The 22690-nt window shown below is 71.8% G+C and carries 4 protein-coding genes; all 4 read right to left on the bottom strand.

Annotated elements, in window-relative coordinates; genetic code table 11:
• Positions 1-28 precede the first annotated feature (28 nt).
• From BLV57_RS02820 to BLV57_RS02805, 4 genes are read right to left on the bottom strand one after another with little or no spacing between them, the layout of a single operon-like run.
• Entirely contained in the window at positions 29-3391 is a 3363-nt protein-coding gene (locus BLV57_RS02820) for a non-ribosomal peptide synthetase (RefSeq protein WP_091286174.1), read from the bottom strand.
• Positions 3388-11010, bottom strand: coding sequence for a non-ribosomal peptide synthetase (locus tag BLV57_RS02815; RefSeq protein ID WP_091286171.1), 7623 nt, complete (start codon positions 11008-11010; stop codon positions 3388-3390). Before BLV57_RS02815 ends, BLV57_RS02820 begins: the two co-directional genes overlap by 4 nt.
• Positions 11007-15374, bottom strand: a complete 4368-nt coding sequence (locus tag BLV57_RS02810; protein ID WP_091286170.1) for a non-ribosomal peptide synthetase — start codon at positions 15372-15374, stop codon at positions 11007-11009. Before BLV57_RS02810 ends, BLV57_RS02815 begins: the two co-directional genes overlap by 4 nt.
• Entirely contained in the window at positions 15371-22690 is a 7320-nt protein-coding gene (locus tag BLV57_RS02805) for a non-ribosomal peptide synthetase (RefSeq protein ID WP_245757122.1), read from the bottom strand. The genes BLV57_RS02810 and BLV57_RS02805 overlap by 4 nt, the downstream gene beginning before the upstream one ends.

Below are 22690 nucleotides of genomic sequence, written 5' to 3'. Positions count from 1 at the left end.
TTTCAATTTTTTCGGACTTTCCCCACGGTCAGGCGAGGAGTTCGCTTTCGAGCTCTTCGGCCGAAAGTTCCGAAACCTCCAGGTAAATCTCGGCGACCTGCTCCAGTCTGCCGGGAACCGAGTCGTCCGCGGCCAGACGAGCGGCCATCGCGCCTGGTGTCAGCGTCGCGAACAGGGTGCGAACGGACACCTCGTCGGTGTCGAGCGCCTCGCGCAGCCTGCCGATGATGACCGTGGCGAGCACGGAATCGCCGCCCAGCGCGAAAAACGCGTCGTCGAGGCCGACGCGCTCGGTTTCGAGCACGTCCGCCCAAATCGAGGTGACCACCTTTTCCAAAGCGGTTTTCGGCGCGGTGTAAGAATCCGTTCGCACCGCCCAGGAAAGGGCGACCGCGCGCCGGTCGATCTTTCCGTTGGCGGTCAACGGGAACTCGCCGAGCACCACGATCCGCGACGGGACCATGTGCGGCGGCAGCAGCTCGCGCGACCAGTCGCGGACCTGCTCGCCGTCGACGTCACCCGCGACGGCCGCGACGAGCTGGTTGCCCGCGACCCCGGCGACACCGCGGCGCACACCGGGGTGCTGGGCGAGAGCCGCTTCGACCTCGCCGAGTTCGATGCGCACCCCGCGTACCTTGACCTGGTGGTCGCGGCGGCCGAGGAACTCGAGCGTGCCGTCCGGCCAGTAGCGGGCGAGGTCGCCGGTGCGGTACCAGCGCGCGCCCTGGTAGTCGACGAACCGGTCGGCCGTGCGGTCGGGGTCGCCCCGGTAGCCCGCGGCCACGCCGTCGCCGCCGATCCAGAGTTCGCCGCCGACCCAGTCGGGGCAGTCGCGGCCGAGCACGTCGACCACCCGGCAGCGCACGTTGCGCAGCGGCGTCCCGTACGGCACGGACCGCCAGGACGGCGGCACGTCGCGCACTTCGCAGACGGTCGAGTGGATCGCGGTTTCGGTCGTCCCGCCGAGACCGGCGAACCGGCAGCCCGGCGCCTGCGCGGCCACGCGGCCCGGCAGGTCGGTGCCGACCCAGTCGCCGCCGAGCAGCACCGTGCGCAGGCCGGACAGCTCACCGGGGCGGGCCGCGAGCAGGAGCATGTCCAGCAGCGCGGGCACGCAGTTGACCAGCGTGACGCCGCGCGCGGCGGCCAGCTCGGCCCAGTGGCGGGCTTCGCGCTTGTCGGTCTCCTCGACCAGCACCACCGCTCCCCCGGCGGAAAGCAGGCCGAAGACGTCGTACACCGAGAGGTCGAAGTCCAACGCGGACACCGCGAGGCAGCGGTCGCCGGCGCCGATCCCGAAGCGCTCGTTGAGGTCGTCGATGGTGTTCATCGCCGCGCGGTGCGGGACCTCGACGCCCTTGGGCTCGCCGGTCGAGCCGGAGGTGAAGAGCACGTACGCGATCGACTCCTCGCCGACGCGGACCGGCTCGGCCAGCGGCGAGGCGTCCGGCAGCTCGGTCAGCACGAGCTTGAGCCCGCCGATCCGCTCGATGCGCTCGCGGCGTGCGGGCGGCTGGTCGACACCGATCGGTACGTAACCGGCTCCGGCGGCGAGCACCCCGAGCACCGCGACGAGCTGGTCCGCGCCCTTGGGGAAGCTCACACCGACGGTGTCGCCCGGCTGGATCCCTTGCGCCACAAGAGAACCAGCGACTCGCAACGCACGGTCGGCGAGTTCGCCGTAGGACAGCGTGCCGTCCATGCCCCACAGCACCGCCGGTGCGTCCGGAGTACGAGCGGCCAGTTCGAAGAAGCCGTCCTGCAGCAGACGGCCGCTGCGCGGACCGGCCGTGGCGTTGACGCGCTCGCGAACCTCGGCCTGCGCGACCGGCAACGCCCCGCCGACGGACAGCTCCCAGCCCTCGGCCGACTGCCCGAGCCGGGTCACCAGGCCGTGGAAGGCGGCGAACATCTCGTCGATCATCCCGGCGGGGAAGGCGTCCTCGCGGACGTCCCAGTTGATCAGCAGCCCGCCGTTGACCTCGGTCACCTGCGCGTCGAGCAGCACCTGCGGGCCTTGCGAGATGATCCACACCGGCTCGCCGAAACTCGCGCGCACGGTGTCGTCGAACAGCTCGCCCAGGTTCAGCGCGCTGGTGAAGACGATCGGCGCGAGCACCTGCTCGCCTTCGTGCCGCGACAGGTCACGCAGCACCTCGACACCCGAGTACGCGGCGTGCGCGGCGTCGGCGTGCATCCGTTCCTGCAACGCCCGCGCATGGTCCACAAAGGACGCTTCGGCCGAGAAGTCGACATCGAGCAGCACCGAGCCGGTGAAGTCGCCGACCAGCGCGTCCACCTCGGGGTGAATCGGCTCGCGGGCGAACATCGGCACGTTCAGCAGGAACCGCGGCTGCGCGCTCCACGACGCGATCGACTCGGCGAAGGCCGTGGCCACCACCATCGCCGGCGTCAGGCCGTGCTCGTGCGCGCGGGCGCCCAGGCGCGCGCGATCCTCCGGCGAAAGCCAGTGGTGACGGCGGGTCACGCGGTTCGCGTCACCACGCTCGGCCTCGGGCACCAGTGGCAGGTCGGGCGCGGACGGCAGCTCGGGAATCCGGCGCTGCCAATACTCCTTGGCCTTCTCCTGGTCGGCCGTGCGGGTGACCTCGCGCTCGGCGAGGTAGCGCGGGTAGCTGTAGCCGATCGGCGCCGGCTCCAGCGCGGGGTCCGCGTAGAACCGCGCGAGGTCGGACAGCAAAATCCGGTAGCTCATCGCGTCGGCGGCGAGCATGTCAACGTCGACGTGCAGCCGGGTTCGACCACCCGGCAGGCGCGAGAGCTGGATCGAGAAGACCTCGCCGCCGGAAACATCGAGACGCGCGTGCGACGACTTGTCCCGCAGCGCTTCGAGTTCGTCCTCGTGCTGGAGGTCGTTGACGATCAAGGCGGGCTGGCTGCGCGCGGGCAGGATGCGCTGGGTGCCGTCGTCACCGATCCGCGCGCGCAGCATGCCGTGGCGCGCGACGAGCTTGCCGACCGCACGCTCGAGGCGCTCCGGGTCGACGTTCTCGCCGTCGAACTCGACGTAGAGGTGCGCCGCGACCGCGCCGAGCGTGCTCTCCTCGTCGCGCCCGATCCAGTACGCGTGCTGCATCAGCGCGAGCGGGAACGGCGCGTCCTCGTCGACCTCGACCGTCACCGGCGCGGCCACCCCCGGCGCGTCGGCCAGGATTTGGCGCCAGTCGGCCAAAGTCGGCCGCTTCGCGAGTTCAGCGAAGCTGACCTTGACGCCCCGGCGGCGCCACTTGCCCGCCACCTGCATGAGCTGGATGGAGTCGAGCCCGAACTCGATGAGACTGTCCTGATCGGACAGTGCGGCCGCCTCCGCGCCGAGCAGGCCGGTGACCTCGCTCAGCAGTTCGTCCACCGTCGGCTTGTTGTCGCTCACCAGTCGCTCTCCTCGAACTCGTTCAAATCTTCTTGCGTGACCGACACCAGCGACAGGTCCGACAGCGTCGGCCCCGCGCCTTCGGCCTGGCCGATCCCCCGCAGCGCGGCGCCGAGCAGGCCGGCCAGCTCGTCGGCGCCCGGCCGGTCGAGCACGCCGTCGAGCCAGCTCAGCACCACCCGCAGGCGCTCGCCCTCCGGCCCGTCCGCCAGCAGCGCGGTGATCTCCAGCCCGAAGTCCGCCGCCCTGCCCTCGTGCGGGCGCACCCGCAGCATCGGCGCCTCCGGGGCGAACGAGAACGGCTTCGGCTCACCCGTCCCGATCCGGCCCAGATAGTTGACGACCAGGCCGGGCTCCGGCGCGTCCAGCTCTTCGGTGAAGTGCCGCAGCACCCCGTAGCCGAATCCGTGGTCCGGCTGCGAACGCAGCGAGTCCTTGGCGCGCTTGACGATTTCACCCGCCGGGGCCCCACCGGACTGGACGGCCGCCGCCTCGGCCGCCGACACGCGCACCCGGACCGGGGCCAGCGTGGTGAACCAGCCGACCGTGCCGGACAGGTCCACGTCCTCGGCGATCTGTTCCTCGCGGCCATGTCCCTCGTAGGACAGGACCGTGTCCCCGGTTTCGAGCCCGCGCCGGTGCCGCCAGGTGGTCACCGCCGACGCGACCGCGCCGAGCAGCAGCTCGTGCACACCCGCCTGATAGGCCCCGTCCAGCAGCGGCGCCGTCTCGGCGGCGGATAGCACCAGTTCGGTGTCCCGCACGGCCGAGCCGCCGTCCGGCGCGAACAGCACCGGCGCGTCACGCAGGACCTCACGCCACAGGTCCGCTTCCGGCAGCCGGGCCTCGGCCTGCTCGGCGACGAGACGGCTCCAGCGCCGGAACGAGGTGCCGGTCCGCTCCAGCACCGGCGCGATCCCGGCCGCCGCCTGCCCCCAGGCCTCGGCGAGGTCCGCGGCGAGGATGCGCCACGAAACACCGTCGACCACGAGGTGATGCGCGACGAGCAGCACCCGGTCGACGCCGAGCCAGACGACGTCGAGCATCCGGCCAGCCACCGGGTCCAGCCGGTCGGCCGCGGCCTCGATCTCCTTGTCCAGCACGGCGGAATCACCCCGGCTGAGCAGATGCGCGGCGTCGATCGACCCCGGCGCGGGCACGACCAGGCCGCCGAGCGCGTCGTCCCAGCGGGCGCGCAGCACGTCGTGCCGGTCGAGCACGGCCTGCACGGCGGCCGTCAGCCCCGCCGCGGTCAGCTCGGGCGGTGCGACCAGCAGCACGGCCTGCGCGAGACCGCCGAAGCCGTCCGGGCGCCGGGCCCAGCGCTGGATCGGCGTGGCCTCGGCGAGCCCGAGCGCGGCTTCGAGCGGATCGGTCGTGGTGCCGGACAGCCCGCCCGCCACCAGCGCGAGCGCCGACGGCGTGCGGTGTTCGAAGATCTCACGCGGGCTGAGTGCCAGGCCCGCCTTGCGGGCGAGGCTGACCAGCTGCACCGACAGGATGCTGTCGCCGCCGAGTTCGAAGAAGCTGTCGTCCGCGCCGACCTTGTCCAGCCGCAGCGTTTCCGCGAACAGTCCACAGAGGACCGACTCGCGTTCGGTGCGCGGCCTGGACTCCCCGGCGAGCCCGGCGAAGTCCGGCTCCGGGAGCGCACGGCGGTCGAGCTTGCCGCTCGGGGTCAGCGGGAACTCGGCGAGCGGGACGACCGCGGCGGGCACCATGTGGTCGGGCAGCGACTCGGCCAGCAGGCGGCGCAGGCCCAGCGGGTCGAGTCCGGTTCCGCGCACGTAGGCGACCAGCCGCTGGGCCTGGGCGGTGACGACCGCGCCGGTGACCCCGGCCAGCCGCTCGGCCGCGGCCTCGATCTCGCCGAGTTCCACCCGGAAGCCGCGGATCTTGACCTGGTCGTCGGCGCGGCCGAGGTACTCGAGCGCGCGCTGCCCGGTCCAGCGGACGACGTCGCCGGTGCGGTACAGCCTGCCTTCGCCGAACGGGTTCGCCACGAACCGCGCGGCCGTCAGCCCGGCTCGGTTCAGGTAGCCGCGAGCCAGCTGGACACCGCCGAGGTACAGCTCACCGGAGACGCCGGGCGGCACCGGCCGCAGGAACCGGTCCAGCACGTAGACGGTGGTGTTCCACACCGGACGTCCGATGGGGACGGCGCTCTCCCCCACGCCGTCCGCCGCTGGCCAGTACGTGACGTCGACGGCCGCCTCGGTCGGGCCGTAGAGGTTGTGCACCGGCGCGCCGATCACGTCGGCCGCGCGGCGGGCCAGCTCGGACGGCAACGCCTCGCCGCTGCACAGCACCCGCCGCAGCGCGCGGCCATGTCCACCGCTGTCCACAAAGGACTTAAGCATCGATGGTACGAAGTGGATGGTCGTGACCCGCTCGGCTTCGATCAAGGACGTGAGATACGCGGGATCCTTGTGGCCATCCGGCTTCGCCACGACCAGCGTCGCGCCGGTGATCAACGGCCAGAAGAACTCCCACACCGACACATCGAAACTCGACGGCGTCTTCTGCAGCACCCGGTCATCCGCACCCAAGCCGTATTCGTCCTGCATCCACAACAGACGGTTCACGATCGCCGCGTGCTCGACCACCACACCCTTGGGCTTTCCAGTCGAACCCGAGGTGTAGATGACGTACGCCGGGTTCGATCCGGTCACGCCGGATTCGACAACGTCAGCGGGCAGGTCGTCGGCGTCGGCGACGACGATCGCGTCCACGTCGAGCCCGGCCGGGCCGTCGGGCGAGGTCACCAGCAGGACGGGGGCGGCGTCCTCGACCATGAACGCCAGCCGCTCCGCCGGATACGACGGGTCGAGCGGCAGGTAGGCCGCACCCGTCTTGACCACCGCGAGCAGCGTGACGACGAGATCGGCCGAGCGCGCGAGCGAGACCGCGACCGTGCGTTCCGGCCCGGCGCCCCGCGACCGGAGCAGCCCGGCGAGCCGGTTGGACCGCTCGTCGAGTTCGGCGTAGGTCAGCCGCTCATCTTCGAAGACGACGGCGACCGCGTCCGGCGTGCGCGCCACCTGCGCGGCGACGAGCCCGGGCAAAGTGCCCCGCTCGACCGCGTGCGCCGTGGCGTTCCGGTCGCCCAGCAGGTCCCGGCTTTCCTCAGCGCTGAGCACGCTCGTGCGTGACAACGGCTGATCCGGAGCCGCCAGCAGCGCGTCGACCAGCCGGACGAGCCTGGCGGCGATGGCGTCCACAGTGGACCGGTCGAACAGATCGGTGCTGTAGACGAGCCAGCCGTCGACGCCGTCGGCGTCTTCGTACTCGAAGAGGTGGAACGAGAGGTCGAGCCGTGCGGCGAAGAAGTCGACCCGCTCCTCCACCAGCGAGGCGGCCCCGAACGGCCGGGCCTCCCGGCGCGCCGACTCGTGCGCGACCATCACCTGGACCAGCGGGTGCCTGGCCATCGACCGGGCGGGGTTGAGCGCTTCGACCAGCCGCTCGAACGGCAGGTCCTGGTGCGCGTGCGCGTCGAGGTCGGTGTCGCGCACCCGGCCGAGCAGCTGCCGGAACGAGGGATCGCCGCCGAGGTCGGTGCGCAGGACCAGGGTGTTGACGAAGAACCCGACCAGCCCGTCGAGCGCCGGGTCGGTCCGCCCGGCGACCGGGCTGCCCAGCGGGATGTCCTCGCCCGCGCCCAAATGGCTCAGCAGCGCCGAAACTGCGGCCTGCAACGCCATGAACACGGTCGCGCCGACGCCCCGCGCGAGCTTGCGCAGCGCGCGATGCGTCTCGGGCGCGAGGGTGAACGGCACCGCGTCGCCGCGGAAGCTCGGCACCGCCGGGCGTGGCCGGTCGGCGGGCAGCGGCAGCTCCTCGGGCAGCCCGGCGAGCCGCTCGGTCCAGTAGGCGAGCTGGGCATCGGCGTCCCTGGCGAGCACTTCCTCTTGCCAGAGCGTGTAATCCGCGTAGTGCACGGGCAGCGGCGACCAGTCCGGCCGCAGGCCGCGGCACCGCGCCGCGTAGGCGGCCGAGAGGTCGGCCAGCAGCCGCCGGCCCGACCAGCCGTCACTCGCGATGTGGTGCGTGAGCAGCGAAAGCACATGCTCGGACTCCCCGAGCACGAACAGCTTCGCCGACAGCGGCGGCTCGCTGTCGAGCACGAACGCGTGCTTGGCCGCGTCACGCAGCCTGCCGTCCAGTTCGGACTCCGCCGAGCGCACCACACTCAGCGCGGCGGCGGACTTCAGCACGCGCTGGTACGGCTTGCCCTCGAACTCGGGGTACACCGTCCGCAGCACCTCGTGCCTCGACACGACGTCGGCAATCGCCGCACGCAGCGCGTCGACGTCGAGCGGTCCGGCGAGCCTGACGGCCAGCGGGATGTTGTAGGTCGGGCTGGGTCCTTCGAGCCGGTAGAGGAACCACAGCCGTCGCTGCGCGGCGGACAGCGGTTGACGGCGGGGCCTGGGCCTCGGGGTGAGCGCGGGCCGCGCGCCGACGGACTCGGACAGCGCCGCGGCCAGCTTCGCCGGCGTCGGCGCGTCGAAGACCGTGCGCAGCGCGACCTCGGCGCCGAGCTCCGCGCGGATCCGCCCGGCGAGCCGGGTGGCCATGATCGAGTGCCCGCCGAGCGCGAAGAAGTCGTCGTGCGCGCCGACACCGGGCACGCCGAGCAGCTCGGCGAACAGTCCACACAGGACCGTTTCTTCGGCGGTGGCGGGCGTCGCGCCCTCCGCGACCGCGGCTTCGGGCTCCGGCAGCGCCCGGCGGTCGAGCTTTCCGCTGGGAGACAACGGGAAGCTGTCGACGGCCATGATCACCGACGGCACCAGGTGTTCGGGCAGGGAGGCGGCGAGTTCGGCCCGGTACCCGGCCGGGTCCGGAGCGTCCGCGATGACGTAGGCGATGAGCTGCTGACGGTCCTCGCGGGCGACCACGGCCGCCGCGCGGACGCCGTCGAGCGCGGTGATCGCCGCTTCGACCTCGCCGAGTTCGATGCGGAAGCCACGCAGCTTCACCTGGTCGTCGCCCCGGCCCAGGAATTCGAGCGCGCCCGCCGGATTGCGCCGGACCAGGTCGCCCGTGCGGTACAGCCTGCCTTCGCCGAACGGGTTCGCCACGAACCGCGCCGCGGTGAGCCCCGGCCGGTTCAGGTAGCCGCGCCCGAGCTGGACGCCACCGAGGTACAGCTCGCCGGTGACGCCGGGCGCGACCGGCTGGAGCGCCTGGTCGAGCACGTGGACCTGGGTGTTCCACACTGGTCGGCCGATCGGCACCGACCCGGCGACGGAGTCGGCGCCGTCCTCGGCGGGCCAGTACGTGACGTCGACGGCCGCTTCGGTTGGGCCGTAGAGATTGTGCAGCCCGGCGGTGAGCAGCCCGGCGAACCGGCGGGCCAGGTCGGACGGCAGTGCCTCGCCACTGCAGATCACCCGCCGGAGCGAGGTGCAGCGGACCGCGGCGGGCTCGTCCACAAAGGACCGCAGCATCGATGGTACGAAGTGGACGGTCGTGACGGACTCCGCCTCGATCACCGACGCGAGATACGCGGGATCCTTGTGACCATCCGGCTTCGCGACCACCAAAGTCGCACCCGTGATCAACGGCCAGAAGAACTCCCACACCGACACATCGAAACTCGACGGCGTCTTCTGCAACACCCGATCATCCGAGCCGAGCCGGTACTCGTCCTGCATCCACAACAGACGATTCACGATCGCCGCGTGCTCGACCACCACCCCCTTGGGGCGGCCAGTCGAACCCGAGGTGTAGATGACGTACGCCGGGTTCGACCCGGCGGGCGGGTGCGTTTCGCCGCGCTCGCCCGGCAGCGGCTCGTCGACGGCCAGCCCCGGGATCGGGGACCGCGCGTCGGTGAGCACGACCACCGGGGCGGCGTCGGCGATCATGAACGAGAGCCGCTCGGCGGGATAGGACGGGTCGAGCGGCAGGTAGGCGGCACCCGACTTGAGCACGGCGAGCAGCGAGACGACCAGCTCGGCCGAGCGCGTCACCGCGACGCCGACCACGGACTCCGGCCCGGCGCCGCGGGCGGCGAGCACCCCGGCGAGATCGTTCACCCGCCCGGCGAGTTCGCGGTAGGTGAGCCTCTCGCCTTCGAAGACCACGGCGTCCGCGTCCGGCGTGCGAGCGACCTGCGCGTCAAACAGGGACACCAGCGTCTCGTCGGGCACGGCCACCGACGGCCACGCGATGGCGGCGTCGGCACCCAGGAACTTCAGCCGTCCCACCGGGACCCCGGGCGTCGCGAGCGCGGCGGCCAGCAGGCTCTCCAGGTGCGCGAGGAACTGGTCCACAGTGGACTTCTCGAACAGCTCGGCGCGGTAGGTGGCTTCGATGCGCAGGTCGCCGTCGGTGAGGAACGCCTCCAGCGCCAGGTCGAACTGGGTGGTGTCGTTGTGCACCGTCTCCCAGGTCGCTTCGACGCCGGGGAGGTCGAGTCCTTGCAGCCCCTGGGTCAAGAACAGCAGCATGACGTCGAACAGGACCGACCGGCCGGGCTGCCGTGGCGGGTTCAGCTTCTCTACGAGCACGTCGAACGGCATCGCTTGGTGGGCGTAGCCGTCGGTGCAGATCTGCCGCACCCTGGACACGAGTTCGCCGAACACGGGATCGCCGCTCAGGTCGGCGCGCAGCACGAGCGTGTTGCCGAAGTTGCCGATGAGCCGTTCCAGCTCGGCCGTGTCGCGGTTCATCGACGCCGAGCCGATCGGCACGTCGGTGGCGCCGGTGTAGCGGTGCAGCAGCGCGGCGTACGCGGCGAAGACGACCATGAACGGGGTGGCGCCCACCTCCCGGGCGTACTCGACGAGCCGCGCGGTCAGCTCGGGCGCGAAGGTGCGGAACCGGCGGTCTCCCGCCGAGGACGGGCTCAGCCGCCGTGCGCGGTCGACCGGCAGCGGCAGGTTCTCCGGGATCGGGTCGAGTATCTCGCGCCAGTAGGCGAGATCACCGGCGAGCCGCTCGTCGGTGAGGGTTTTCCGTTGCCACAGGGCGAAATCGGCGTACTGGACCGCCAGCGGCTCGAGCCCGGAAGGCTGGCCGGTGGTGTCCTCGCGATAGAGCGCGCTGAGGTCGCGCGAGAGCGCGTTGAAGGTGAAGCCGTCCCACGCGATGTGGTGCACAACCAGCACCAGCACGAAGTCGTCGTCGCCGCGCTGCAGGAGCCGCAGCCGCATCGGGTGGTCGGTGGCCAGGTCGTAGGAGCCGCCGGAGTCACGGCGCGCCTGCTCCTCGATCGTCTGGTCCCGCTCGGCCTCGCCGAGCCCGCGCAGGTCGGTCTGGTCCATGGTGACCACCGCGTACGGGTCGACGACCTGCCACGGCACGCCGTCGGCGCCGGGCACGTACCGGGTGCGCAGGATCTCGTGTCGCTGCACCAGCCGCTGGAACGAGCGCTGCAGCGCGGCGCGGTCGAGTGTGCCGCGCAGCCCGATGCGCAGGCAGACGTTGTACGCCGCGCTGCCCGGTTCGAGCTGCTGCAGCAGCCACATCCGCGATTGCGCGAACGACAGCGGGACAGCCTCGTCGCCCTCACGCCGGGGAATCCGGCGTTCCGGCTCACGCAAGCCCGCCTGCGCCAGCTTGCGGCGCATCAGTTCACGGCGGCGGGCCGCCAGATCGGCGTTCATCCTTCACCCCTTGCGATAGCTGTGAGCGCGGCGAACCACGCGTCGGAGAGCGTCTTGATCCGCTCCTCGGTGAACAGCGCCGACGGCCACTGCCAGTCGGCCTCCAGCACCGGGCCGCTCACGTGGTCCCGCACCAAGGCGTTGAGCACCAGGCAGTAGGGCGCGGGCATCGCGTCGTCGACCCCGCCACCCATCGCCCCGGTCTCCGGCGCGCCGGTCCACGGCTCACCGGAGCGCTCTCCGGCGGTGAGCCTGCCGAGATAGTTGAACTCGATCTGCGGCTCGGGCAGTTCGGGCAGCGCTTCGGCCAGGTAGCGAAGCAAACCGTGCCCGATTCCCTTGTCCGGCAAAGCGAGCTGTTCCTCCACTCGGGACAGTCGCTTGTGGACGTCCCCGTCGCCGGGGTCGACCCGCACCGGGAACACGGTGGTGAACCAGCCGACGGTGCCGGACAGGTCCGCGCCGTCGACGACCTGTTCCTCCCGTCCGTGCCCTTCGAGCGCGACCAGCAGCGAGCCGTCACCGCGCAGAGCGCGGGCGAGCGCCGCCAGCAGCACGGCGTCCACCGAGACCCCGTGCTCGGCGGGCACGGTGGTGAGCAGCGCGCGGGTGACGTCCGCGTCGAGCGAGGTCCTGGCCGCGCGCACGGTCGCGCGGGTGTCGACGGCCGGGTCGAGCCTGCGTGCGCCCAGCACCGGGTCGGGACCGCTGAGCATGTCCCGCCAGAGGTCCACTTCGGACAGCCGGGTCGCGGCGGCTTTTTCCAAGCCCAGCGCCCATTCCCGGAACGACGTGCCCGGATACGCGCTTGCGAAGGCCTCACCGCGTTGCAGCGCCGCCCAGTCGTCGGCAAGGTCCTGCACCAGGAAGCCCCAGGACGCGCCATCGACCACCAGGTGGTGGAGGAGGATCAGCAAGCGGCCCGGCCTGCCGTCCCCCGCGTCGAACCAGGTGAACCTGGCCATCGCACCCCGTGCAGGCGCGAGCGTGGCCAAGTCTTCTTCCAGCACGCCCGGCAGCCGCTCGCCGATGCTCTCGTAGCTCAGGCCGCTCGCGTCGACACGGCGGACGACGTCCTCGGCGCGGACGGTACCCACCGGGCGCGCGGTGAACCGCCACCGGCCGTCGGCACGCGCGAAGGTGGTGCGCAGCACGTCATGCCGGTCGAGCAGCGACTGCACGAGCCCGCGCAGCCCGGCCTCGTCCAGCCCGGCGGGCGTGATCAGGAACCGGGCCTGGCTGAACCGGTCGTGCGGCGTGCCCTGCTCGGCGAACCAGCGCAGCATCGGTGTCAGCGGGATGTCGCCGACGCCGTCGCTCGCACGCTCGGGCGCCACGCCTTCGGCCGCCACGCCCGCGAGCGCGGCGACGGTCCGGTGCTCGAACACGTCGCGTGGCGAAAGCTTCAGTCCGGCGGCCCTGGCCTTGCTGACCAGGCGCATCGACACGATGCTGTCGCCGCCGAGCGCGAAGAAGCTGTCCTCGACCCCGACCGTGTCCAGGCCGAGCACCTCGGCGAAGAGGTCGGCGAAGCGTTGCTCGCGCTCGGTGCGCGGAGCCACGGCGTTCGCGTCCGCCAGGTCGGGCGCCGCCAGCGCCGCCGTGTCGAACTTCCCGTTCGGGGTGAGCGGGAAGGTGTCGATCGGCAGCACCGCCACCGGCACCATGTACTCCGGCAGCCTGCTCGCGACCAGTTCCCGCAGTCCGTCCACAGTGGAGTTACGGAGCACCACGTACGCGACGAGCCTGCGCACGCCGGGCAGGTCTTCGCGGACGACGACGGCCGCGCGCGCGACCCTGTCGTCGGACAGGAGCACGGCCTCGATCTCACCCGGCTCGATCCGGAAACCGCGGATCTTGACCTGGTCGTCGACCCGGCCGCGGCAGTCGATCAGGCCGTCCGGGGTCCAGCGGGCGACGTCGCCCGTGCGGTACATGCGGTCCCCTGCCTGGCCGAACGGGTCGGCCATGAATCGGGACGCGGTGATGCCCGGCCGGCCGAGATAGCCCCGGGCCAGCCCGGCGCCCGCGAGGTACAGCTCGCCCTCGACACCGGGCGGGCAGTGGTTGAGCTGCCGGTCGAGCACGTACGCGCGCGCGTTGCCGACCGGCGAGCCGATGCACGGGCTCTCCATCCGCGAGAACTCGCAGGCCGCGGCATCGACGGTGCATTCGGTCGGGCCATACAGGTTGTGCACGGCGAGGCCCTCGGTCTCGCGCAGCGTGCGCCACAGGTCCGGCGGCACGGCCTCCCCGCCGACGCCGAGCACCTTCAGTTCGCCGCGCCAGCCCGGTTCGGACGCGACCTGGCCCAGCAGCGACGGCGACAGCTCGATGAACTCGATCCGGTGCGCGGCGAGGAATTCACGCAGCGCGTCGGCGTCGCGGCGGACGTCCGGCGGGACCAGGTGCAGCTCGTGCCCGGCGAACATCCACAGCATCGGCTGCCAGGACGCGTCGAACGCCATCGGCCACGCGTGCCCGACCCGCAGCGGCCTGCCGCCCGCGGCCGCGCGTGCCGGGTCGAACAGGTCGGTGCGGTGGCTGACCAGCAGGTTGACGATCGAGCGGTGCGAGACCACGACGGCCTTCGGCGTGCCGGTCGACCCCGAGGTGTAGATGACGTAGGCCGGGTTCCCGGGGTGCGCGCGCGGCTCCGGGTCGCGGTCGTCGTAGCCGTCGAGATCGGGGTAGGTCCACAGGGTCACGGCGGGCTTGGCGTCCGCGATCATCACTTCGAGGCGGTCGGCGGGCCAGTCCGGGTCCAGCGGCAGGTACGCGCCGCCGGTCTTGAGCACGGCGACCAGCGCGACGAGCACGTCCGGGCCGGGCGGCAGCGCCAGTGCGACGATCCGCTCCGGCCCGGCGCCGCGTTCGGCGAGGTAGCGGGCGAGCCGGTTGGCGCGGGCGTTGACCTCGGCGAAGGTCAGCCGCGTCTCGCCGCCGACGACGGCGATCGCGCCGGGAGTCAGGCGGGACTGCTCCTCGAAGACCTGCGCCAGCGTCACGGCGGGGACGTCGAGTGCCTTGCCGGTCCCGAAACCGAGCAGCCGCGCGCGTTCGGCTTCGCCGAGCAGGTCGACGGCCGCGACCGGCGAGTCGCCGCCATCCGCGAGGTGCTCGACGGCACGCCGGAAGTACCCCGCGACCGTCTCGGTGAACTCCCGGTCGAACACGTCCGGCCGGAACTCGAAGGTCACCGCCAGCTCGCGTTCGGCGGCGACGGCGAGCGTCATCGGGTAGTGCGTCGCGTCGTCGACCTCGATGCGGCCGAGCCGCAGGCCTGCTTCGGCCTCACCGGCGGCCACGGCCTCGTCGTCGATCGGGTAGCTCTCGAAGACGACGAGCGTGTCGAACAGATCGCCGGTGGAGCGCTGGATCTCGCTGAGTCCCACGTGCTGGAAGTCCATGAGCGCGACCTGATCGCGCTGCACCCGGCACACGACTTCGGACAGCTGAGCCGACGCGCCCGCGCGCACCCGCACCGGGACGGTGTTGATGAACAGCCCGACCATCGCCCCGACGCCCGCGAGGTCGGCGGGCCTGCCGGAGACGGTCGCGCCGAACACCACGTCGTCGCGGCCGGTGAGCCGGGCAAGCACCAGGCCCCACCCCGACTGGACGATCGTGTTGGCGGTGACCCCCAGCTCGCGTGCCCGTGTATAGAGCCGCTGGGTCAGCTCTTCCGGCAGCTCCAGCTTGAGCTTGCCGGGTGGCACCGGGACCCGTGACGGCTGCGACGGCGCCAGCAGCGTCGGCTCGGTGATCCCGTCGAGCGCGGACTTCCAGGCTCCGAGCGCGGTTTCCGCGTCCTGCGCGGCCAGCCAGGCGAGGTAGTCGCGGAACGGCCGGACCGGAGGCAGCGCGCGGCCCGCGTAGAGCCCGAGCAGGTCCGTGACCAGCAACGGCAGCGACCAGCCGTCGAGCAGGATGTGATGGTTGGTCAGCACCAGCCGGTGCTCCGCCGGGCCGAGCTTGACCACGGTGAACCGGATCAGCGGCGGGTTCTCCAGGTCGAACGGGGCGACCCGGTCGGCCGCGAGCACCGCGGCGAGCTTCGCCTCTTGGTCGTCCACAGTGGACAAGTCAAGATAGGTCCACGGCAGGTCGACCTCGCTGAGCACGACCTGGACCGGCTCGTCCATGTCCTCCTGCACGAAACAGGCACGCAGGTTCGGGTGCCGCCGCAGCAACGCGACCGCCGCCTCGCGCAGCCGCTCGGCGTCGAGTTCGCCCTCGAGGCCGAGCACGGTCTGCACGGTGTAGACGTCGGCGCCCGACTCGTCGTAGGAGGCGTGGAAGAGCATGCCCTGCTGCAGCGGAGACAGCGGCAGGACGTCTTCGACAAGGGTTTCTTCGCTCACTTCTTCCGCCACTTCGCCGCGATCTTGTCGAGCTGGCCCTGGTTCACCGAGACCAGCGGCACGTCAGAGGGGGTGAAACCGCCGGGGCCGGTGCGGGTGGCCAGCGCGTCGAGCGTGCGCACCCACGAAGCCGAGATGGCTTCGACTTCCGGCTTCGTGAGGACGCCCGACGGCCACGCCCAGGTGACCTTGATGGCGGGACCGTCCGCCCGGTCTTCGGTGACGACGGTGACGTCCAGCCCATACCGCACCGGTGTGTCCTCTGTGGACTTGAGCACGCCGGTCAGCACGTCGGATTCCTCGGCGGGCACCCAGAAACCGTCGGCGGCGCCCATGTCGAACCGGCCGAGGTAGTTGAAGCACACCGGCGGTTCCGGCGCGGTCAGGCCGAGCAGCCCGAAGCCGATGCCGTTGTCCGGAATCGCGCGCAGCTGTTCCTTGACCCGCTTGAGCGCGGCCGCCGGGTCGGCGCCCGCGACGTCGAGCGCCACCGGGTACACCGTGGTGAACCACCCGACGGTGCGGGAGAGGTCGGCGCCGGGGACGAGGTGGTCCTCGCGGCCGTGACCTTCCAGCGCGACGAGCGTGCCCGCGGGCAGCGCGAACGCCAGCGCGGTCAGCAGCACGTCCTGCACACCCGCGCGCACCGAAGCCGGGACCGTGGTCAGCAATGGCTTCGCCTGCGCGGGAGGGAGGGTCACGGTCAGCTTTTCCAGCGTTCCCAAGGTGTCCCGGTCGTCGATCGGCCGCGCGCCGAGCGGCGTGCCAGGCTTGTCGAACTTCCAGCGCGACGCGTCGGGCTTGACGGTCGCGAGCAGCTCCCGTGCCCAGCGGCGGAACGAGGTCGCCGGCGCGGCGAGCGGACGGCCCGCCCAGGCGTCGGCGAGATCGGCGGCCAGGATGCGCCACGAAACCCCGTCGACGACCAGGTGATGCAGCACCAGCAGCAGCCTGCCGGGCCGGTCGGGGCCGAGGTCGAACCACACCGCGCGCACCATCTCGCCGGCGTGCGGGTCGAGCCGCCCGACCGCGTCCGCGTAGTGCTTCGACACCAGCTCGCGCAGGTCCTCCCCCGCGGTCACGACGACTCGGTCGAGCACATCGGACACCGGGACCGGACGGGTGCGAAGCGCGTCGCCGGTGAACCGGGCGCGCAGCACCTCGTGCGTGTCCAGCACCGCCTGCAGCGCGGACTCGACCTGCTCACCAGGTGGGATCCGCAGCAGCGCGCTCTGGTGCATGCCCGGCTCGGCCGTGCGCGCCCACCAGCGCAGGATGGGCGTCAGCGGGATGTCGCCCTCGTCGTCCGCCTCGGGCTCGACGCTCACCTCGGGCCCGGCGGCCAGCGCGAGCGCGGCGACCGTCTGGTGCTCGAAGACCTGGCGCGGCGAGATCGGGACTCCGGCGGCGCGCGCCTTGCCGACCCACTGGATCGACAGGATGCTGTCGCCGCCGAGCGCGAAGAAGTTGTCGTCCGGACCGGCCGTGTCGATCTTGAGCACTTCGGCCATCAGCGCGCAGAGCACCCGTTCGCGTTCGTTCGCCGGTGCCCGGCCGGTGTCCCGGCGCTCCGGCTCCGGCGCGGGCAGCGCGCGGCGGTTGACCTTGCCGGACGGCATGAGCGGGAACTCCGTCAGGAACACGAAGGTGCTGGGCACCATGTGTTCCGGCAGCCTGCCCTTCAGCCAAGACCGGACCTCCTCGGAGGACGTGCCGGTCGCGAGCGCGTAGCCGACGAGCCGCTTCACGCCGGGCTGGTCCTCGCGCACGAGCACCACCGCCCGGCGGATCTTGTCGTGCTGCTCGAGCACGGCCTCGATCTCTTCCAGCTCGACCCGCATGCCACGGATCTTGACCTGGTTGTCCGCGCGCCCCAGGAACTCCAGCGTGCCGTCGCCCGCCCAGCGCGCGAGGTCGCCGGTCCGGTAGAGCCGGGAACCCGGCGGACCGAACGGGTCGGCGACGAACGCGGCGGCCGTCCGCTTCGGGTCGTTGACGTAGCCGCGGCCGAGGTAGACCCCGCCCGCGTAGAGCTCGCCGGGCACGCCGGCGGGCACCGGCTGGAGGTTGCGGTCGAGCACCACCAGCCAGGTGTTGCCGTTGGGCCCGCCGATCGAGATCGCGCTGCGCACCGCGTCGCTGCGGTACACGACGTGGCTGACGCCGATGGTGGCCTCGGCGGGGCCGTAGCCGTGGTACATCACCGCGTCGCTCGTGGCGCGGAACCGGTGGAACAGCTCGGGTGTGAGCACTTCACCGCCACACCAGACGTGCTTGAGCGAGCGGCCACGGCGCTCGAACCCGTCCAGCCCGACCAGCAGGTCCAAAATGGACGAAGGCAGGTAGGTGAAAGTGACCCGGTGCCGCTCGATGAGGCCGAGCAGGTAGTCGATGTCGCGTTCGCCGTCCGGCTCGGCGATCACCACGGCGCCGCCGGTGACCAGCGGCAGGAAGATCTCGTTGATCGAGATGTCGAAGCCGAGCGGCGCCTTGAACAACGCCGCGTCGCCGGTGCCGAAACCGAGCAGCTCCCGTTGCCACAGCAGCCGGTGCGTGATCGCGCGGTGGCGGATCATCGCGCCCTTGGGCGTGCCGGTCGACCCCGAGGTGTAGATGACGTACGACAGGCCTTCCGGCTCGATCTCGACGCCGAGGTTCGCACTGTCCGCTTCGGACACTTCGGCCAGCTCGACATGAACGACGGGCACACCGAGCCCGTCGACCGGGTCAGAGTGCTCTTTTCCGCTCAGCACCACGGCCAGGGCCGCGCTCTCGCAGACCTCCGCGATCCTCGCGGCGGGCCACGACGGCTCGAGCGGCACGAACGCGCCGCCCGCCTTCTCGATGGCGAGCAGGCCGACGATCATCTCGATCGAGCGTTCCCAGTGCATGCCGACGGTCCGTTCGGGACCGACACCGAGGCCCACCAGTTTGCGGGCGAGCCGGTTCGCGTGCGCGTTGAGCTGGGCGTAGGTGAGGCTCGCGTCGTGGAAAACGACGGCCGGCTCGCCGGGCGTGCGCGCGACCTGGTCCTCGACCATCGCGGTCAGCGTGGTCACCGGGACGGCCGCCGCCGTGTCGTTCCACGCGCGCTGCTGGGCTCGCTCGGCCTCGCTGAGCACGCCGATCAGGCCGACCGGGCGGGCCGGGTCGGCGATGAGCGCGGCCAGCAGCCGGGTGAACCGGTCGGCCATGGCCTCGGCGGTGGCGCGGTCGTAGAGATCCGTGCTGTAGACCAGGGTCCACTCGGTCTCGCCGAACTCGAAGGACAGGTCGAACTTCGCGGACTGGTTCTCGGCGGGCAGCGGGGTGGCGGTGACGCCGTCGAGTTCGAGCCCGAGTGCCGCCGGGTCGCGGTGGGAGACCATGACCTGGAACAACGGGTGCCGCGCCGCCGAACGCGGCGGGTTGACCGTCTCGACGACCCGCTCGAACGGCAGATCCGCGTGCGAGTACGCGCCGAGGTTGGTCTCCCGCACCCGCGCGAGCAGCTCGCGGAAGGACGGGTTGCCGGTCAGGTCCGTGCGCAGCACCAGCGTGTTGACGAAGTAGCCGACCAGGTCGTCGAGCGCCTCGTCGGCCCGGCCGGCAGCCGGGGTGCCGAGCGGGATGTCGTCGCCCGCGCCGAGCCGGTGCAGGAGCACGGCGACGGCGGCCTGGGTGACCATCAGCTCGCTGACGCCGCGTGCGCGGGCGAGTTTGCGCACGGCGGCGGCGTCGAACCGGGTGGTGACCATGGCGCCCACGTGGCTCGGCACGGCCGGGCGCGGCCGGTCGGCCGGGACGGGCAGTTCCTCGGGAACGCCCTCCAGGCGCTTGGCCCAGTAGGCACGCTGGGTTTCGCCGACCTCCGCGAGCAGTTCCTGCTGCCACAGCGTGAAGTCCGCGTACTGCAAGGGAAGCGGTCGCCATGACGGCTCTACTCCCGCACGGCGGGCGGCGTAGGCATGCGCGAGGTCACGCAGCAACGGCCGCGCCGACCACTCGTCACCAGCGATGTGGTGTGCCAGCAGGACGAGCACGTGCTCCCGCTCGCCCACGGTCAGCAGCTCGGCCCGGAACGGGATCTCTTCCGCCAGCCGGAATTCGTAGCCGGTGGCCGCCGCGACGTCGGAGCCGGTGCGCTGGACCAGCTCGGGGCTCGCGGTTTCTAGAATGCGCTGGACCGGGTTTCCGTCCGTCTCCGGGAAGATCGTGCGCAGCGACTCGTGCCGTCCGGCCACATCGGACAGTGCGGCCCGCAGCGCCGCCACGTTGACGTCGCCGGAAAGCCTTGCTGTGAAAGGAAGATTGTAAGCCGAGCTGGGTCCTTCGAGCCGGTCGAGGAACCACAAGCTGCGCTGCGCGGGTGAGAGCGGCAGTTCGGCCGGGCGTTGGCGTGGGGCGGGCGCCGGGCGCACCGGTCCGCCGTCGAGCGCTCGCGCGAGGCGGGTGACGGTCGGCGCGTCGAACACCGTCCGGACCGGGACGTCCACGCCGAGCGCGGTACGGATCCGGCCCGCCAGCCTGGTGGCGAGGATGGAATGCCCGCCGATGGCGAAGAAGTCGTCGTGCACGCCGACCGACGCCGCGCCGAGCACGTCGGCGAAGAGCCCGCAGAGGATCTCCTCGGCCGGGGTCTTGGCCTCGCCGTCCGAGGTGACGAACTCGGGCTCGGGCAGGGCCTTACGGTCCAGTTTTCCGCTGGGCGACAACGGAAAACGGTCGAGCACGACGAAAGCCGACGGCACGAGGTGCTCGGGCAGCACGCGGCTCAGCTCGGCTCGCGCGGCGACCGGGTCCGCGGTCTCCGGAGTCAGATAAGCGACCAGGCTCTGCTGTTCCGGCCGGACGACGGCCGCGGCGGCGCTCACCCCGTCGAGCGCGGTCAGCGCGGCTTCGACCTCCCCGAGTTCGACGCGGAAGCCGCGGAGCTTGACCTGGTCGTCGGCGCGGCCGAGGTACTCCAGCCCGTGCGCGGTGAAGCGCACCAGGTCACCCGTGCGGTAGAGCCGGGAACCGGGTTCCCCGAACGGGTTCGCGACGAACCTCGACGACGTGAGATCCCGCCTGCCGAGGTAGCCGCGGGCGAGCTGCACGCCCCCGAGGTACAGCTCACCCACGCTGCCTTCCGGCACCGGCCGGAGGAATCGGTCGAGCACGTACACGCCGGTATTCCACACTGGACGTCCAATAGGGACGGTGTCCTCGTCGGCACAGGCCCACGCGGTGACGTCGACGGCGGCCTCGGTCGGCCCGTAGAGGTTGAACAGCGGGACACCGAGCTTGTCCCGCACCCGGTCGCGCAGGTCGGCGCTCAGCGCCTCGCCGCTGCAGATGATCCTGCGCAGGCCGCCGCGGGCCGCCGGACCGCGCAGGAACTCGGCCAGCATCGACGGTACGAAGTGGACGGTCGTGATCCGCTCGTTCTCGATCACCGAAGCGAGATACGCAGGATCCTTGTGACCGCCAGGCTTCGCGACGACCAGCGTCGCGCCAGTGATCAACGGCCAGAAGAACTCCCACACCGAGACGTCGAAACTCGACGGTGTCTTCTGCAGCACGCGATCGTCCGGGCCGAGGCGGAATTCGTCCTGCATCCACAAGAGACGGTTGACGATCGCCGCGTGGTCGACCACCACGCCTTTCGGCCGCCCGGTGGAACCCGAGGTGTAGATGACGTACGCGGGGTTGCCCGGCCGCGGCGGCTCCAGCTCGCCCTCGGCCGAGTCATCGTCCAGCGTCGTGAGCACGACCGCGGGCGCGGCGTCGGCGATCATGAAGCCGAGGCGCTCAGCCGGATACGACGGATCGAGCGGTACGTACGCACCTCCCGCCTTGTGCACGGCCAGCAGGGCGATGACGAGGTCGAGTGACCGTTCCAGCTGGATCCCGACGGTCGTCTCGGGCCGGACCCCGCGCGCGGCCAGGCGTCGCGCGAGCGCGTCGGCGCGGGCGTCGAGTTCGGCGTAGGTCAGCGATTGGTCATCGAACACGAGCGCGGTCGCGTCGGGAGTGCGCGCGACCTGGGCCGAGAACAGTTCGGGCAGCGTCGTTTCCGGCAAGGGCACGGCCGCGCCGAGTTCGTGGGCGCGTTCGTCCGCGCCGAGCAGGCCGAGCTTGGCGAGCGGGAGCGCGGGCTCGGCCAGGAAGCGGCGCAGCACCCGCTCGAACCGGGCCGCGATCGCGGGCGCGTCGATGCCCTCCTGGTGGTCGACGCGCAGTCCGAGTTCCTCACCCGGCAACACGATCAGGGCCAGCGGATAGTGCGTGGCGTCGCGGACGGTGACCTCGGCGAGGCGGAGTCCGTGTGCTTCGGGCAGCTCGCCGACCGGGTAGCTCTCGAACACGACGAGGGTGTCGAAGAGCGTCGCGTGGCCGGCGGCGCGCTGGATGTCGGCGAGTCCGAGGTGCTGGTGGTCGAGCAGTGCGGCCTGCTCGGCCTGCACCCGGCCGAACAGCGTGGCGAGCGGCTCGGCCGGATCGAGCCGCACGCGCACGGGCAGGGTGGTGATGAACAGCCCGACCATCGAGTCGACACCGGGGATGCGGGGATCGCGCCCGGAGACCGTGGCGCCGAAGACGACGTCCTCGCGGCCGGTCAGCACACCCAGCACGACCGACCAGACGCCCTGGACGACCGCGTTCACCGTCAGCCCGTGCGCGCGGGCCACTTCGGCCAGCCGCGCGGTCACGTCTCGCGGCAACGTGAATCCAGCGCTCGCGGGCAATCCCGGCTTCGGGTCCGGCGCGATGAGCGTGGGCCCGTCGAGCCCGTCGAGTGCCCGCGCCCAGGCTTTTTCGGCGGCCGCGCGGTCTTGCCGGGCGAGCCACGCCAGGTAGTCGCGGTAAGGCCGGACCGGCGCGAGCGGTTCACCGGCGTAGAGCGCCAGCAGCTCGCGGACCAGGATCGGCGCGGACCAGCCGTCCCACAGCAGGTGGTGCGAGGTCAGCACCAGCCGGTCGCGCACGCCACGCACCAGCGTGAAGCGCAGCAGCGGCGGCCTGGTGATGTCGAACGGCTCCGCCCGGTCGCCGCCGAGGAAGGCATCGAACTCCTCCTCGGTGCGGATTTCCCTTTCCCGCCAAGGTAATTCCACGTCGCGGCGGATGACCTGCACCTGCTGCCCCGACGCGCTCGCGCGGAACGCGGACCGCAGGTTGGGGTGCCTGCGCAGCAGCGCGCCCGCGGCTTCGCGCAGGCGTCCGGCGTCCAGCGGCCCGTCCAGGCCGAACACGGCCTGGACGGTGTAGACGTCGTGGTCACCGAACAGGGCATGGAAGACCATGCCCTGTTGCAGCGGGGAAAGCGGGAGAACGTCCTCGACGGCAGACAC

It is taken from the genome of Amycolatopsis xylanica (genome assembly GCF_900107045.1).
GTDB classification, from domain to species: Bacteria; Actinomycetota; Actinomycetes; order Mycobacteriales; family Pseudonocardiaceae; genus Amycolatopsis; species Amycolatopsis xylanica.
This window is presented reverse-complemented; position numbering and strand designations above follow the sequence as displayed.